Raw genomic sequence first — 17,198 nt, forward strand, 5'->3', positions numbered from 1 at the left:
ATTGTCTGTTGCATCTATAGACATCCACGGCCGACAGTTAACTTATGCTCCGGGATATATTTACATTCTTCCAGCACGATAAATACTTTTGACAAGTCTAAAGTATTTAAATGTGTCTTCCAGAATGTAAATATATCCCTGCGTATAAGTTAAGTGTCTGGTGTGATTATCTATATAGTGTAATAGCCCCATTTTATCATAAAAAATTCTTTATAATTAGATTTTAAATTTATTTACTTCCTCAAGCATTTCCTTCGTCATAGTACTAAGGGTTTGTGATGATGTAGCTATTTCTCCTGTAGAAGCGCTCATTTCCTCTGAAGATGCTGAAATTTCTTCTGAAGATGCTGAAACTTCAAGTGAAACCGAAGATACTCCATCTACTCTACTTAAAATAGTTTCCTTATCCTTTTCTATATTCTCAGCAGAGTTTTTAACTGTTTCAATTTTAGGAATTACTTCATTTACTGCTTCTATAATTTTCTTAAAGGATGCTACTGAATTGTCGATAATCTTAACTTGATTTATTAGCTCATTATCCATTTCAACAGAATCTTCAACTATAACATTAGTACTATTAGCTATTTCATTGATCAATCTGCTAATTTCTTCTGAGGATACTTGGGATTGCTCAGCAAGTTTTCTTATTTCATCTGCCACTACTGCAAATCCTTTTCCTGCTTCTCCCGCTCTAGCCGCTTCAATAGCAGCATTTAATGCTAATAGATTTGTTTGTTCTGCAATACTATTTATAATATCAGTGATTTCATTTATTTCCTTTACATCTTTTCCAAGACCAATGATCTTATTATTAAATTCCTTAAATGAGCTGCTTACCTTTGTTACTGATTGATTTAAGTTACCCATTTCTTTACTGCTATCTTTTGCCATCAAGTTAATTTCTCTGGAATTTGAGTCTATAACTTTTATTTCGTTAATTATTCCAGATAACTTATTACTAAATTCATTAAGAATATCTATTACATTTATTATATCCTCAGACTGAGAACTTGTCCCTTTGGCAATTTCATTTATTGCTTCTGTAACATTTTGTGAAGAGCTAGCTATTTCCTCTGCAACTGAGGATAAATTTTCTGATTGTTCATTAATATTTAAAGAATTTTCTTTTATTCGATTGATCATTCCCTTTAATGATTCCTGCATCACTTTCATCGATTTAGTCATCTCTCCAATCTCGTCCTTTAGCTGAAGGTATTTAGGAGAGACCTCCTCGCACAGATTTCCTTCTGCTAATAATCCAAGATGTTTTGAAGTTGATTTTATTCCTTTGGAGATATTATTAGCAATAATATAAATTATGACCATTCCAATTAACATGAACAATATAGAAAATACTATAGAGGAAATCTTTAAAGAACTTAATTGAGACAATACCTCACCTTTTATTACCACAATTGCCACAAACCATTCAGTTCCTTTAACTGGAGCATAGCCTACATATTTAACTGTTCCGTTAAATATATATTGGCCTATTCCCGTTTCTCCTGCTACCATTTTCTTTTCAATTTCAGCTAAATCATGTAAACTGGCGTCTTTTTTTGCATTTTCAATTGAATTATCCATTTTTAAAACAAAATCTTTATTAGGATGAGCAATGGTTGCCCCATCTTTTTTTATCATAAATGCATAACCTGTTTTTCCGACTTTAACCTGATTAGTTAATTCACTTAATTTATTACCATCGCTTGTTTCGATTAATACACCTACAACTTCATTGTTGTTTTTTATAGGAACTGCATAGAAAACTACAATAGATCCATCAAGCTTACTTGCCATTGGATCTGAAACACAACTTTTACCGGATATAGCTTCTTGAAAGTATTTTCTATCCTTAATATTAGCATCTGTCCCATCCATATTTTTAGCATTTCCGTCCCTATCTGCAATTCCCAGCTTAAGTCCACCAATTCTTTTATTTTCTTCAATAAGAATTGGTAACTTTTTTTCCCATGGATTGTTAGGGTCTTTTATCTCAGTTCTTGCTGAAATAGACTCTAATGTACTCAATTGTCCTTCGAGTTTCCCCTGAACGCTACTTGCTGTTTGCTCTGCTATTTTAGGAAGAGTTTCACTTAAATTTGATTCTAGTGCCTTTGTTGAATTAATAAACGACGCAAAACTTAAACCTATACATATGGCTCCTATTAATAAACCTAAAAAAACTATTAATTTCGATTTTAGACTTTTCATAACGTCCCCCATTTCTGATTGCAGTATTTTGTTATTATTTACATTTTTGATATTTTAAAAAAAATAATCAAAGATGTAATTGAAATATTTTAAAAGAATATTAAGTAAAAATTTATATTATAATAGGAGTGAGTATTTATTTACATTATAACCTTTTTATTGACACAATTCCAGTAATTTTTGTCTGTAAAAATTGAAACTAACAATTAACATTATTTTGATGAAAAATTAAAAATACGTTATAATTGAGTATATATTAAGTAGGACAAGATTTTATGAAAGTACTTTATTGATGTTAGCTATTAGTAAGATTTGGAGGCAATACTATTTATGTAACTCAGTTCTTTTACATTTATATAATTTGGAATAGAGGTAAGATTTAACATGAATAATACGAACAAAAATGTTAGTAATATTAATGAAATAATCAATAAAATAATAGATGAAATAGGTTTAAGTAGAGAACAGATTCTTAATATAGTTGATAATGTAAGAAGTGAACAAGAAAACTTAATATTTGAATTGTCGCAAGTTAGATGTGATATTGATAAGACAATTAAAGAAGTAGATATGCTAGAGAAAAAAGACAAGCTAATGAGAAGAATATTAGTAGATGTTTCTAAAAACTTTAGTATATATGATGAAAATAAGATTAAAGCTGCATATCAGGAAGCGTCAGATATTAGGGCGAAATTTATGACTAAGGTAAATGAAGAGAAGATGCTAAGGAAAAGAAGGTTGCAGCTAGAGATATCATTAAAAAAATCAATGGAAAACATAGAAAATGCGGAGAAAATAATTAATCGAATGGGAATTGCGTTGAATTATTTAGAAGGAAATATTCTTTCTATTTTAGAGGATGTGGACAAAAGGGCTGAAATGTTTATTGGTATAAAAGTATTAGAAGCCCAGGAAAATGAAAGAGAAAGAATAGCAAGGGATATTCATGATGGTCCAGCACAACATATGGCAAGTGCTATTATGAAAGTTGATATATGTAAAATGGTTATTCAGAAGAATTTAGACGAAGGGCTTAAGGATTTAGAAGAGTTAAAAGAAAACGTAAAATCAGCCTTAAAGGAAGTTAGAAACATTATTTTTGATTTAAGACCAATGTCTTTAGAAGAATTAGATTTGAATGAGGCTATTGAGCAAACTATAAGAAGCATTGTAAAAGAAACTAATATTGAGCTACAATTAAAATTAAAATCTATACGCTCAGAAATAGAGCCTATTATTCAAGTTGCTGTATATCGAATTATTCAAGAAGCTTTTAACAATATTAAGAAACATTCAAAGGCAAAATGTGCACAGGTTAAGCTGGATTTTGGAACAAAATATTTGACCCTTATTATATCTGATGATGGTATTGGGTTTAATGTAGAAGAAACTTTGAAAAAAGTAAGAGCACAGGGGGGATCCTATGGACTTATTGGAATATTTGATAGAGTGAATCAGCTACAAGGAAAAATTAAAATTAAGTCCTCACAGGAATCAGGAACAGTATATAATGTTGAACTTCCTGTTAATCGAGAGGTGTTTAAAGATGAAAAGAAAAATAATTAGAATATTAATTGCAGATGATCATGATCTCATTAGGCAGGGATTAAGAAGAATTATAAGTTTTGAAGAGGACTTGGATATTGTTGGCGAGTCTGAAAATGGAGAAGAAGTAGTTAATATGTTGAAGATTAGTAAACCAGATGTAGTTGTATTAGATTTCAATATGCCATGTATGAATGGGATTGAGGCTCTTCAAGTAATAAAGGAGCAAGAAAAAGGTATTAAAGTTATTATGCTCACAGTTGAAAATGATAGAAAGACTATTCATTCAGCTATAGATATCGGAGCAGATGGATATATACTTAAGGAATCTGCTGGAATAGAAATTGTAGATGCCATCAGAATGGTGTATAAAGGAGAGAAATATATTGATAAATCTTTGGTGTCTCTGCTTTTTTCAGATATAAAAGGTAAAAATAAAAATATTGTTAGTATTTTAAATAGCTTATCAAAAAGAGAAGTTCAAGTATTGGCCAATATTTCCAAAGGATTCAGCAATAAAGAAATTGGAGAAAAATTATATTTGTCAGAGAAAACAATAAAGAATTATGCAACAAGTTTATTTAAGAAAATTAATGCATGTGATCGAGTTCAGGCTACAATTTTTGCTATAAATAATAATATTGATGAGTATTATGAATCGAAATTTGAAAAATAGGGACTTTAGTCCCTATTTTTTATGACCTTTAGAATCTGTGATATTTTGCTATAAAAGTCTATAATTATAATATAAAAATTTTTACGACAAAAATATAATAAATCTTTGTGATTTCGATTTTAAATTCCAAAAATAAAGTTAGATAAATTTTTAGAAAGGAAAATATTTATTAAGAGGTGATTTTATGCTTACAGTTTTAGTAAAGCAATCAGAGATGGTATCAGATGTATTAGTGGCAGATACTTTTATAAAAAGATTTGTGAGGTATATGTTTCGTGAAGAACCGCATTATGAAGCTATTATAATTAAAAATTGTAGATGCATACATACTTTCTTTATGAATTTTCCTATTGATGTATTGTTTATTAATGAAGATATGGAGATAATTAAAAAAATTGAGAATTTACAACCAGGAAAAATTGTAATGCCAGTAAGGCACTCAAAGATGGTCATACAGGGGAAAGCTGGGATATTTAAGAACTTTGAGGTAGGCAGCAATATTGTCATTTGATGAAAAAAGGGCTGTCGCACTTAAGATAATCAAAGCAGAATAAGTTTACTTTCTGCCGTATTTACCTAAGTGCGGCAGCCCCTTTGAATTTCAAAGGCGGATAAACTATAGATATTAATGCTTTTTCCTATTGAAAATGATTTTATATAAGTAAAGAGAATTAATCGAGTGTCTTTCATTGACTGAATTGAGAAGTGAATAGGATAAAAAATTAATAAGGGGCTGTTTCATCAAGAAATATATATACATATATTGCTTTGTAAATCAATTATAAACGCGATATATTGTAATGTTTATTCTTAGTGAAACAGCCCTGTTGAGTTTTAACTAACTCTTCTTGAAACTTCCACAATCTGTACATTCAACAGTGTTTGCAGTTTGAGAATGTTTTACTACTTCAATTTTGTCTAAAGTACAATAGTTATCATCTTTACAATGAAAATTACATTCTGACACTGAACAACCTATGCTTGAATTATGCTTCATATTCATATCCTCCTTAGAAATTAATAGGTACATGATTATTTTGTACTTATTAACGGTGATTATACATCTATAATTTAACATATCAATTAAATTTAAGCTGGTACATAAGGAAAATATATTTTTCAAATACATTCAATATATTACAAATAAGCACCATTATCAGGACGATATAATAATTTACAAGGAACGATACAGCGAAAGATTCAATTTTGAGAGTTGGATGAAGATATTATAGATGATGGACATTTTTATCTAAAAATCTTTTAAATTAGGATTAAAAAAGGTATAATTTAATTATTCGGAAATTTTAGAAATGAATAAAACTAATATAGGTTAATATCAGATAAGAGGTGATACCTTTAAAAAATATTTCTGTTATTGAGAAATATGAAGAAAATGATAAAGAGGAGGAGAGCAAATGGAAACTTTAGAATTAAAAAGGAATTTTTATTGGGTTGGAGTACAGGATGCCAATTTAAGAGTATTTGATATTGTTATGCAAACAGAATTTGGGACTTCATATAATTCCTATCTGCTTAAAACAAGTGAAAATACAATTTTATTTGAAACGGTAAAAGTGAAATTTTTTGATGAATATATAAAATCTCTAAATAAATTAGTTGATATTAAGGATATTGATTATATTGTAGTGAATCATACAGAGCCAGACCATGCAGGAAGCATAGAAAAACTTATTGAAATGAATCCAGGTATAAAGATTATTGGTTCTCAAGGTGCAGTACAGTTTTTAAAGAATATAGTAAACCGTGATTTTTACAGTGTTATAGTAAAAGAAAATCAAACTTTATCTCTTGGAGATAAGACCCTAAGGTTTATGATATTACCTAATCTACATTGGCCAGATACTATGTATACATATATTCAAGAAGATAATATATTAGTTACTTGTGATTCTTTTGGTTCACATTATAGTTCAGATGACGTTATACTAAGTAAGGTTAAAGATAACGAAGGGTATTTAAGAGCTACTAAATATTATTTTGATTGTATTATTGGACCTTTTAAAAATCCATTTATGGTTAATGCTTTAAAACGAATCGAAAATTTACAATTAGATATGATATGTACAGGCCATGGTCCTGTATTAGATTGTAGGATAGATGAAATCATAGGACTTTATAAAAATTGGTGTACTGTAGTTAATCCAAATCCAAAAAAGACAGTAATTATACCTTATGTTAGTGCTTATGGATATACAAAGGAATTGGCAGATAAAATAGCTGAAGGCATAAAAGATAGTGGAGATATAGATGTAAGAGCTTATGATATGGTGGAAGCGGATAAAGAAAAGGTTGCTCTTGAACTAGGATTTGCTGATGGTATTTTATTTGGTACACCTACTATTGTTGGAGAAGCGCTAGAACCAATTTGGGATTTGACTATAAAAATGTTTGCCAAAACTCATGGGGGGAAATTTGCTAGTGCTTTTGGAAGCTACGGATGGAGTGGAGAAGGTGTTCCGCATATTATAGAAAGATTGAAGCAACTCAAAATGAAGGTTATTGACGATGGATTCTGTGTTAAATTTAAGCCAAGTAATGCTGAGTTAACAGAAGCTTATGATTATGGCTACAATTTCGGTTGTGTACTTCAAAATAAGGAAAATCCAAAGAAAAACTCTGCTAAAAGAACGTTGGTTAAGTGTTTAGTATGTGGAGAAATATTTGATTCTACCCTCGAAATTTGTCCGGTTTGTGGTGTAGGAAAAGAAAACTTTATTCCTGTTGAAGTGAGCGATACAGATTATAAAAACAATACAAATGAGACTTTTGTAATTCTTGGAAATGGTGCAGCAGGAATAAGTGCAGCAACAGCTATAAGAGAAAGAAATGATAGTTGTACCATAATTTTAGTCTCAAATGAAGAGGTATTAGGATATAATCGTCCAATGTTAACAAAATCTATGATAGCTAAATTTGATGCAACGCAAATTGCAGTTCATGACGAAGCTTGGTATAAAGAAAATAATATAAAAAATATTTTGGGTAAGAAAATATTAAAGATTAATGTTAAAGAAAAAGAAATTATTTTTGATGATGGAGATATAATCAAATATGATAAATGCATATATGCGTTAGGGGCTGAAAGTTTTATTCCACCAATTAAAGGTAAAGAAAAGAGAGAAATTGTTGCGGTTAGACGTATTTCTGATGTTGATAAAATTAGAGAACTTTTATCTAAAACAAAAAAGGCAGTTGTAATTGGTGGTGGTGTACTTGGTCTTGAGGCAGCTTGGGAATTGTCAAAATTAAAATGCAAAGTTACTGTATTGGAAATGGCTGACAAGCTAATGGGACGTCAATTAGATTATGAAGGCGGAAAGTTTCTTGAAAAATTAGTTAAAGAAACGGGAATTGAAGTAAGGCTGGGTGTAAAAATTGATGAAATAGAAGGCGAAAACTCAGTTACAGGAGTAAGAATTAATGGAGAAGAAGTTATTGAAGCGGATTTAGTTATAATATCTTGTGGTATTTCTCCTAATTCTAAAATAGCACAAGAGGCTGGAATCAATACTAATAGAGCTATTATTGTAAATGAAAAAATGGAAACCAATGTTTCAGATATTTTTGCATGTGGAGATTGTGCAGAATATAATGGAATAAATTATGGAATTTGGCCACAAGCTTTAGAAATGGGAAAAGTAGCAGGTGCTAATGCAGCCGGAGAAAAGTTATCCTATGAGACTGTAGATGCAGCTTTAACCTTTAATGGAGCAAATACTTCATTGTATGCTATTGGAGATAATGGAAAAAATCCTAATGCTCAATATAAAACAGTAGAATTTAAAGATTCGGCAAAAAAGACGTATACAAAATATTATTTTTCAAATAATCGTTTATGCGGTGCTATTCTAATTGGAGATACAAGTTCTTTAGCTAAAGTAACACAAAATGTTAAAGAAAATAAGTTGTTTAAAGATATGTTTTAAAAATTATTATTAAATACCAATTCATAGTGTTAGATTTTGTTAAAAATGGGCAAATATTTTAATAGTATACTTTTAAAAATAGTTATAGGAATAATTACAGTTATATAGATGTTCACGACCGACACTTAACTTATGCTCCAGGATATATTGGCATTTTTTTAGAACAATAACTACTTTTGACAAGTTTAAAGCTCAGTATTTTGAAAATCTAAGAACGACTTATAAACTCGTACCTAAGACATATAAATGATCCTAAGATTTTTTAAAATACTTCGCTAAGACTTATAACAAAAGTATTTAAATGTGTCTTCCAGAATGTCAATATATCCTTGCGTACAAGTTTACTTTCGGCCGTGGGTATCTATAACAGCAACTTTGAACTAATGTTATTATCAGAACTATAACAAAAGCCCATATCTCAAATTACACTATAAAATTTCTGGTATGAAGTTCAAGCATTTATTTTTAGTTGAGAAAATGTTTGAAAATAAGTCCAGTTATAGAATTGGACCGAAAACTATATTGTGATATAGCAAATAAGCATTTTGCTAGGGGGAGTTATATGAAATTAATTTGTAAGTGCGGTAATGTAGAAGATATAAAAACAGATAAGCCAATTGAAGGATATGAATTTAAAAGTTGTGATGACGGAACCTTAATATTGATATGTAAAAACTGTAGTGAAGTAGTATTTATAAGTATTAAAAAATAGTTAAGGAAGCTCTAAGGGTATAGTCTTAGAGCTTTCTTATTTTATTAATAGTTTTTATATAAAAAGTGAAATTTAATTTTTTCGGAGTAAAATCTTTAGAAATTCTATTATAATAATATTGAAATTTATGTATAATGACTTCGTATAAATAAATGTATTTATTAATTGTAAAAATTGAAAAATATAGTGCAAATTTTCGGAATACATTGTTTATTTTGAAAATTTATGCTATATTGAATTTACCAATACACATTCAGATCACATTTCTGCAGCATCAGTACTTAAAGATGCTACTGATTATGAGTACATAATGCATGTTAATGCGCCAACAAAATGTGTGAGCATACGTGTCAATGATGGAGATATATTAATATACTTTTTTATTATGTGAAATGCTAAACTTCTTATTTAGATTAAAATTAAGGAGGGATTTTTATGAGAGCTATTGATTTTAATAATATTCAAGAGGTGGTTAACTATACTAAATCAAGTATAGAAAAAGGATTTGTCATATGTACAACTGTTGAAAATGTAAAGGAATTATCAACAGTTGTTTTACAAAATGTTGTGCTATGTTCTACAGCTGGAGAATATACCACTAAAGGTTATAAAAATGGAGCAATAACAGGCTTTGAATATGACCTAAATGATGGTGAGGTTGTTGAAATACTATATCCACCTATCAAAAGTATAGACAAGTTAAAAGATGCTTATAAAAAAGTAGAAAATAATAAAAATGCATTTGCACTTTTATTATGTGATGGGTTGACTGGAATGGAAGAAGGAATAATTACTACTTTTTATTTTATGCATGATAAGTTTAAAATAATTGGAGGCAGTGCTGGAGATAATTTGAAATTTAAAGAAACATTGATATATATTGGATCAAATAGAGTTCATAGTGTTGCAATATTTTTTGATTTAAAAAATAGAACTCATATAGTTAGAGAGAATATATATGTTCAGACTGGTACTAGGCTCTTAATAACCGAAGCGAATGTTATTAATAGAACTGTAAAGACATTTAATAATAGACCTGCCAGTACAGAGTATGCAAGAGTATTAGGTATTGAGGAGTCTGAATTGCCAAAATTTTTTATAAATAATCCTTTGGGAAAAATATATGAATCAGACATTTATATTGCTTCTCCTATGAAAGTAAATGCAGATAAATCTATTACCTTTTATTGTCAGCTTGTATCTAATAGTTTTGTACAACTTTTGCAGGCAATAGATCCAGTGAAAGAGATTAAAAACACTTTAAATAATACTCCATTTAAGCCAAGCTTTACTTTTGTTATAAACTGTATTTTGAGAAGTTTAAAATTCCAGGATGAGAGACTTTGGCCAGCTATAGACAGAGAACTCATTAAATTTTGTAATAATACTTCAGGATTTATCAGCTATGGTGAACAATTTTATAAAAATCATGCAAATCAAACTATGGTAATGTTATTAGTTGAATAGAATCTAGGAGGTGTGGGAATAAATGTTGAAGTTATTTAATGAAAATGGAAAAACTAAGAAAGCTATAGAAGAAAATTTAATCTCTAAAAAAGAAAAAAGTACTGAAAAATGTTTTATATATTTGAAGGAAATTATTGATTTAAGCAATCAAATTGAAAATAATGCTCAAAAGCTATTAAAGGAAGAAGGTAACATGACACACGGCCTAACAGAACTACTTGATGGTACAGAATACACAACAGAACAAACAGCGAAAGTAAATGAATATTTAAGTCTTTTGTCTCAAAATAGCGAGAAGACGAAAGAGCTTGTAGATGAAGTGATTTTAAGTTTAGATAGATCATTTACTGAGATAGAAAATACTAAAAATGATTTTTTAAATTTAGTAAAACAAATTTTTAATGTATCAGAAGTATTTAATGAGTTTTTTCAATTATTTACAGAAATGCAAACTCACTATAATAATATCGGAAGTTTTGCAAATGTTATTACAAATATTGCAAATCAAACAAATTTACTTTCATTAAATGCAGCTATTGAAGCCGCAAGGGTTGGTGAATCAGGTAAGGGGTTTACAGTAGTTGCAAATGAAATAAAAAAGCTTTCAATTGATGCACAAAAAAACACAAAGGATATTATGGAGTCTTTGAAAAAAATGACTAATACAATGAATTTGTTAAGCGATAAATCAAGTAAAGGATCTACAGTAATATCAACAACTAATGAACTTGTTAGAAACTCCGAAATGTTTTTAGATAAAATATTTAGTGCTGAAGCAGAAGTTCATAAGCATGTAGAAAAAGTAAAGGATTCTCAAAATCAAAATTTAGAAGGAATTAAAGAGATAAGTTCTACATTGACTAATCTTGTAAGCAAATCCCAAAAAGAAAATGAAAATCTTGAAGAGTTGATTTTTAGCATACAAAAAAAGGCTGATTGCTATATATATATATTGAATAATCTTAATCAAATTAGGCTTCTTCAAGAGGAATAAAATATTTATCCATAAGAAAAAGTTAAAGCAGAACATGGAGAAATATTTGAAATTTTATAATATATTTTAAAAGACATGTCAAAAATATAGACATGTCTTAAAGTTTTTTACGTAGTTTTTACTCTCTGGTATTTCTTATAGTAAACTCTTCAATAAGTTCTTGTAATTTTACTTCCTAAAACATTTTATTTACTAGTTTGCTATTTTTAGATGTCAAAAATAATATTATATTATTAATGATACAATTAAATTGAGACATAGACTGTTTTTGCAATAACATATAGCATTTGAATAAAATTTTAATGAATTAAATAAATTAATTATAAAGGATTTTAAATTTCAATGTAGAATATCATAATGAGGCAGTTAATATAGGAATTTAGTATATTTAAGAGGAAAATATCAAAAAATGGAGGGATGAAGAATGAGGGGATTTTCTAATTTAAGGATTAGCATTAAATTAATATTAGGTTTCATGTTAATTTCATTAATATTTGGAGTAGTCGGAATTTATTCGATTCATAATATGCAATCTATTAATAAATCAGATACTGAATTATATGAAAATATGACAGTACCTGCAGTCCAAATGGGAGAAATATCAACTGAATTTCAGAGTTTAAGAGTTGCTGTTAGGGATTTACTAGCGACACATTCACCTAATGAAATTGAAATACATATAAAAGAAATAGAACAAAGGAAAGCAAACATAGAAAAATTGTCTGATTCTTTTGAAAAAACTGTTTTATTAAATGAAATGAGGCAAGATTTTGAGGTTTTTAAGGTAGCAAAAGCTGATTATGTCTCAAAACTTGATAAAGTAATGGAACTTGCAAAAGCAAATAAAAGTGCAGAGGCTTATGCAATGATTAGTTCTGAGGGGGAAGTTGGTAAAGCATCAAAGGTTGAACAGGACGCTATTGAAAAAATACTTTCTACTAAGACTGTGGCTGCAAAAACAAAATCGGATACAAATACTTTAATGACAAATAGAACAATAGAAATAATGATAGCAGTTATTCTAGTTGGTATGATTTTGTCTGTATTAATAGGTTTATATATTTCAGGATTAATTGTTAAGCCTTTAAAAAAAGTAGCTTATATGCTTCAAGAAATGAGTAAGGGCCATCTTGGAGAAAGGTTAAACATAAAAACAAAAGATGAAATAGGTCAAATGGCTAAAACAATGGATTTATTTGCAGATGAACTTCAAAATAAAGTAGTTGGAATTATGGACAAGATATCCTTAGGTGATGTAAGTATGAATATAGAATTGAAGAATGAAAAAGATGAAATTACACCAGCCATGATAAGGATGATAGAAGCTATAAGATTATTAGTAGCAGATGTCAATATGTTATCAAAAGCTGCTATAGAAGGAAAGTTAAGTACAAGAGCTGATGCGTCAAAACATGATGGAGAATTTAGAAAGATAGTGAAAGGCGTAAATCATACTTTAGATTCAGTGATAGGGCCAATAAATGTAACTGCAGAATATGTAAATAGAATAAGCAAAGGTGATATACCGCCCAAAATAACAGACACATATCAAGGAGATTTTAATGAAACAAAGAATAACTTAAATAATTGTATAGATATAATGAATGGACTATTAAATGAAACAAATAAATTAATAAATGCGGCAAAAGATGGAGAACTTGACACAAGAGGAGATTCGAAAGCATTCTCTGGTGGATGGAAAGAATTAGTCAACGGAGTAAATGAATTAGTTGAAGCGGTTGTAACACCTATTAAAGAAGTTACTATAACTATGAACAAAATTTCTCAAGGAAACTTAGATGTACAGGTTAAAGAAGGTTATAAAGGTGAATTTGGCATATTGATGCAGGGAGTTAACAGCACTACCAGAGATTTAAGGTATGTTGTTGGAGAAATCTCTGAGGTCATAGGACATATTTCTAGTGGCAATCTAGATATTAACTATGTAAATGATTTTAAAGGCGATTTTAAAAATATTTCAAGTTCATTAAATACAATAGTAGATTCACTAAATGAGGTTCTAGGGGAGATAAACAATGCAGCAGAGCAGGTTTCCACAGGTTCAAATCAAGTAGCAGATGGAAGTCAGGCACTTTCACAAGGAGCTACTGAACAGGCAGCATCTATAGAAGAATTGACTTCTTCAGCAACTGAATTAGCGGCGCAAACTAAAGAAAATTCAGTCAATGCAAATAAGGCTAATGAACTTGCGCTTAAAGTTAAAGAAAATGCAGAAGAGGGAAATAGATATATGAGTGAAATGCTTAAAGCTATGGGAGAAATAAGTGAATCCTCTACTAATATTTCAAAAATAATAAAAGTAATAGATGAAATAGCTTTTCAAACTAATATACTTGCATTAAATGCTGCGGTCGAAGCGGCGAGAGCAGGGCAGCATGGAAAAGGATTTGCTGTGGTAGCAGAAGAAGTTAGAAACCTTGCAGAGAGAAGTTCAAATGCAGCCAAGGAAACAACAGCACTTATAGAAGGCTCTATAAAAAAATCAGAAAATGGAATGGATATTGCAAATGAAACAGCGAAAGCATTGTATGAAATAGTTGATGGTGTTTCAAAAGCAGCAACTATAGTATCAGAAATAGCTGCCGCATGTAATGAACAAGCGACAGGTATTTTACAGATGAATTTGGGAATTGAACAAGTGTCGAAAGTTGTACAAAATAATTCAGCTACTGCAGAAGAAAGTGCAGCGGCCAGTGAGGAATTGTCTGGGCAAGCAGAATTTCTTAAAGACATGGTAAATAAATTTAAACTTAAAAATAGAAATATAAGTTTATTAAAAGATCAAGTTAAATATTACACAAATAATAAATTTTATGGTAAAAAGAATGACAGGGCTTATAAAGAAACAGCAGCGACTTCAATTAAAACAAGGATAAATTTAAATGATATAGAATTTGATAAATACTAAATGTAATATAAAAAATATAATTACAAAAAATGTTAAACTAAAGGTGGTGGACGATGGTGAACAAGAATAAGATATTATCTATTGAGGGACATAGACCTCAATTTATGGCATTAGATTTCATTAAATATATAGGGCCAGGGCTAATAGTTACTGTTGGATTTATCGATCCTGGTAACTGGGCATCTAACCTTATGGCTGGATCAACTTATGGATATGAACTTTTATTCACTATTACACTTTCCACCATAATGCTTATTATATTACAACATAATGCAGCACATCTAGGAATAGCCACGGGATATTGTCTATCTGAGGCAGCATCAATTTATTTAAAACCATGCTTAAGCAGAAGTATTCTGATAACAGCAATACTTGCAGCTGCTTCAACTGCAATGGCAGAAATACTTGGTGCAGCAATAGCTCTTAATATGTTATTCAAAATACCAATAAAGCTTGGCAGTGTAATGACTTTAGTATTAATTATGTGGATGCTGTTTACTAATTCTTATAAAAAACTTGAAAAGTGGATAATTGGCTTTGTCTCCATTATAGGAATTTCCTTTATTATTGAACTTGCACTAGTTAACGTGCAGTGGGGGAAGGCTGTGGTGAGTTGGTTTATGCCAAGCTTTCCCAAAGGTTCTATGCCCATAATAATGAGTGTTATTGGTGCTGTGGTTATGCCACATAATTTATTTCTTCATTCGGAAATAATACAAAGTAGACAGTGGAATTTAAAGGATGAAGCAATAATTGAAAAGCAATTAAAATATGAATTTGCAGATACCTTATTTTCAATGATAATAGGATGGGCAATTAATAGTGCGATGGTATTGATTGCAGCAGCAACCTTTTTCTCTAATAAGATAACAGTAACAGATCTTAGCCAAGCAAAACAAATGCTAGAACCATTGCTTGGTAGATGGGCAGCAGTAATATTTGCAATTGCTTTGTTACTTGCCGGTGTTTCCTCTACAATAACTGCAGGGATGGCATCAGGAAGTATCTTTGCTGGTATATATAAAGAGCCCTACGATATAAATGACTCACACACCAGAATGGGAGTTGGAGTAACTCTAATTATTTCAATTTTAATTATATTTTTTATAACAGATCCCTTCAAAGGTCTGATTTATTCACAAATGTTTTTAAGCATACAATTACCTATTACAGTATTTCTGCAAATATATTTAACTTCATCTAAAGAGGTAATGGGTAAATACTCCAATAGTATGTTTTTAAAAATAGTTTTAGGAATAATTGCAGTTATAATAACCGCTTTAAATATAATGCTATTATTAAACGTATAACAAAAAGCCTATATCTTAAATTACACTGTAAAATTAAGATATAGGCCTTTTGTAAATAAACTATATTTTTTCTAACTTATTTACTTAACAAAATTGTTGAATTTACTAAACTTAGTTAACTGTATAAATTGGCTATTAAAGTTAAAGATTATATAGATACCTACACCAGAAAGTAAACTTATACGCAGGTAGATGTTATCGTGCTGAAGCTTGGTAACATCTACCAGAGCATAAGTTTACTTTCAACCATGGTTACCTGTATCATTTATAATCCTACCAATTTTTTGCTTCAACCTCAAAGTATGCCTTAGGATGTGAACATACAGGACATAGTTCAGGAGCCTCATCACCTGTATGAATATATCCACAGTTACGACATATCCAAGTTTTATTCTCATCTTTATTGAAAACTTTGCTTTCTTGAAGATTTTTCAAAAGTTCAAGATATCTTTCTTCGTGATGTTTTTCAATTTCAGCTACAAGAGTAAATAATCTAGCTATATCTGTAAATCCCTCTTGTTTAGCTTCTTCGGCAAATTCTTTGTACATTTCTGTCCATTCATAATGTTCGCCACCAGCAGCAGCTTTAAGATTTTCTTCAGTGTTTCCTATACCATTTAGAAGTTTAAACCAGATTTTTGCATGTTCTTTTTCATTATCTGCTGTTAATCTAAATATTTCACTTATCTGCTCATATCCTTCTTTTTTAGCAGTAGAAGAGAAATATGTATATTTATTTCTTGCTTGAGATTCTCCTGCAAATGCAGATAATAAATTTTTTTCGGTTTTGCTTCCTTTAAGTTCCATTTCAAACCCTCCAGTTTTAATATATTAATTTATAAATTTATTTTTATTTGATGCATTTATAGGAGGAGTGTGATTAAACAAAATTTTACATTAATTAAATCCTTAAATATTAATGCATTGGACTTTTTTATTGCCCATCTTTTGATGTATAAAATGGATTTTATCACACTCTTCTATAGGGTTGCACGGCCGAAAATTAACTTACACTCCGGCATATGTTTCCAAGCTTCAACACGATAAAAACTTTTTATCAATCTAAAGCTCAGTATTTTGAAAGTCTAAGAACCATTGATAAACTCGTACCTCAAACATATCAACAGTCCTAAGACTTTCTAAAATACTTCGTTAAGATTGATTAAAAAGTTTTTATATGTGCCTTCAGCTTTGGAAACATATCCCTGCGTATAAATTAATTTTCTGGTCTTAAACCCTATATAAAGAAGCACACTAGACACTTAACTAGGTATATATTGACATTCTGGAAGGTACATTTAAATACTTTAGACTTGTCAAAAGTATTTATGGTGCCGGAAGAATGCCAATATATTCTGGAGCATAAGTTAAGTGTCGGCTGTGGATGTCTATAGTGCGACAGACAAT

Annotated in this window: 12 protein-coding genes; 9 read left to right on the forward strand and 3 right to left on the reverse strand. The window is 29.7% G+C overall.

What is annotated here, in order from left to right:
- Positions 1–216 precede the first annotated feature (216 nt).
- Positions 217–2,211, reverse strand: a complete 1,995-nt coding sequence (locus I6U48_RS03480; RefSeq protein ID WP_218319015.1) for a methyl-accepting chemotaxis protein — start codon at positions 2,209–2,211, stop codon at positions 217–219.
- Between the two features lie 384 nt (positions 2,212–2,595).
- Here I6U48_RS03480 and I6U48_RS03485 point away from each other — a divergent pair, with 384 nt between their 5' ends.
- From I6U48_RS03485 to I6U48_RS03495, 3 genes are all read left to right on the forward strand, one after another.
- Positions 2,596–3,777, forward strand: a complete 1,182-nt coding sequence (locus tag I6U48_RS03485) for a sensor histidine kinase (protein WP_218319016.1) — start codon at positions 2,596–2,598, stop codon at positions 3,775–3,777.
- Entirely contained in the window at positions 3,758–4,432 is a 675-nt protein-coding gene (locus I6U48_RS03490) for a response regulator (RefSeq protein WP_218319017.1), read from the forward strand. Before I6U48_RS03485 ends, I6U48_RS03490 begins: the two co-directional genes overlap by 20 nt.
- A gap of 184 nt (positions 4,433–4,616) precedes the next feature.
- Positions 4,617–4,943: a DUF192 domain-containing protein gene (locus I6U48_RS03495; protein ID WP_218319018.1), complete on the forward strand. Its 327-nt coding sequence runs from the start codon at positions 4,617–4,619 to the stop codon at positions 4,941–4,943.
- A gap of 327 nt (positions 4,944–5,270) precedes the next feature.
- On the opposite strand, the gene I6U48_RS03500 is transcribed toward I6U48_RS03495, so the two are convergent.
- Positions 5,271–5,429 carry a DUF1540 domain-containing protein gene (locus I6U48_RS03500; protein ID WP_218319019.1) on the reverse strand — a complete coding sequence of 53 codons (159 nt, stop codon included), beginning with the start codon at positions 5,427–5,429 and terminating at the stop codon, positions 5,271–5,273.
- Positions 5,430–5,847: 418 nt separating this feature from the next.
- Here I6U48_RS03500 and I6U48_RS03505 point away from each other — a divergent pair, with 418 nt between their 5' ends.
- The 6 genes from I6U48_RS03505 to I6U48_RS03530 all read left to right on the forward strand — a co-directional run bounded on the left by I6U48_RS03505 (position 5,848) and on the right by I6U48_RS03530 (position 15,791).
- Entirely contained in the window at positions 5,848–8,379 is a 2,532-nt protein-coding gene (locus I6U48_RS03505) for an FAD-dependent oxidoreductase (RefSeq protein WP_218319020.1), read from the forward strand.
- Between the two features lie 562 nt (positions 8,380–8,941).
- A complete protein-coding gene (locus I6U48_RS03510) occupies positions 8,942–9,091 on the forward strand; it encodes a hypothetical protein (protein WP_218319021.1) in 150 nt (49 codons plus the stop codon).
- Between the two features lie 435 nt (positions 9,092–9,526).
- Positions 9,527–10,558, forward strand: a complete 1,032-nt coding sequence (locus tag I6U48_RS03515; RefSeq protein ID WP_218319022.1) for an FIST signal transduction protein — start codon at positions 9,527–9,529, stop codon at positions 10,556–10,558.
- 22 nt (positions 10,559–10,580) lie between these two features.
- The gene (locus I6U48_RS03520) at positions 10,581–11,552 is read left to right on the forward strand and encodes a methyl-accepting chemotaxis protein (protein ID WP_218319023.1); all 972 of its coding nucleotides are present in this window, start codon (positions 10,581–10,583) and stop codon (positions 11,550–11,552) included.
- 424 nt (positions 11,553–11,976) lie between these two features.
- On the forward strand, positions 11,977–14,481 hold the full coding sequence (locus I6U48_RS03525; protein ID WP_218319024.1) for a methyl-accepting chemotaxis protein: 2,505 nt from the start codon (positions 11,977–11,979) through the stop codon (positions 14,479–14,481).
- Positions 14,482–14,534: 53 nt separating this feature from the next.
- Positions 14,535–15,791, forward strand: a complete 1,257-nt coding sequence (locus I6U48_RS03530) for an Nramp family divalent metal transporter (protein WP_218319025.1) — start codon at positions 14,535–14,537, stop codon at positions 15,789–15,791.
- A 273-nt stretch (positions 15,792–16,064) separates the two neighbouring features.
- On the opposite strand, the gene rbr is transcribed toward I6U48_RS03530, so the two are convergent.
- Entirely contained in the window at positions 16,065–16,598 is a 534-nt protein-coding gene (gene rbr / locus I6U48_RS03535) for a rubrerythrin (protein WP_218319026.1), read from the reverse strand.
- Between the last annotated feature and the right edge of the window lie 600 nt (positions 16,599–17,198).

It is taken from the genome of Clostridium thailandense, from assembly GCF_019207025.1.
Lineage (GTDB): Bacteria > Bacillota > Clostridia > Clostridiales > Clostridiaceae > Clostridium_AM > Clostridium_AM thailandense.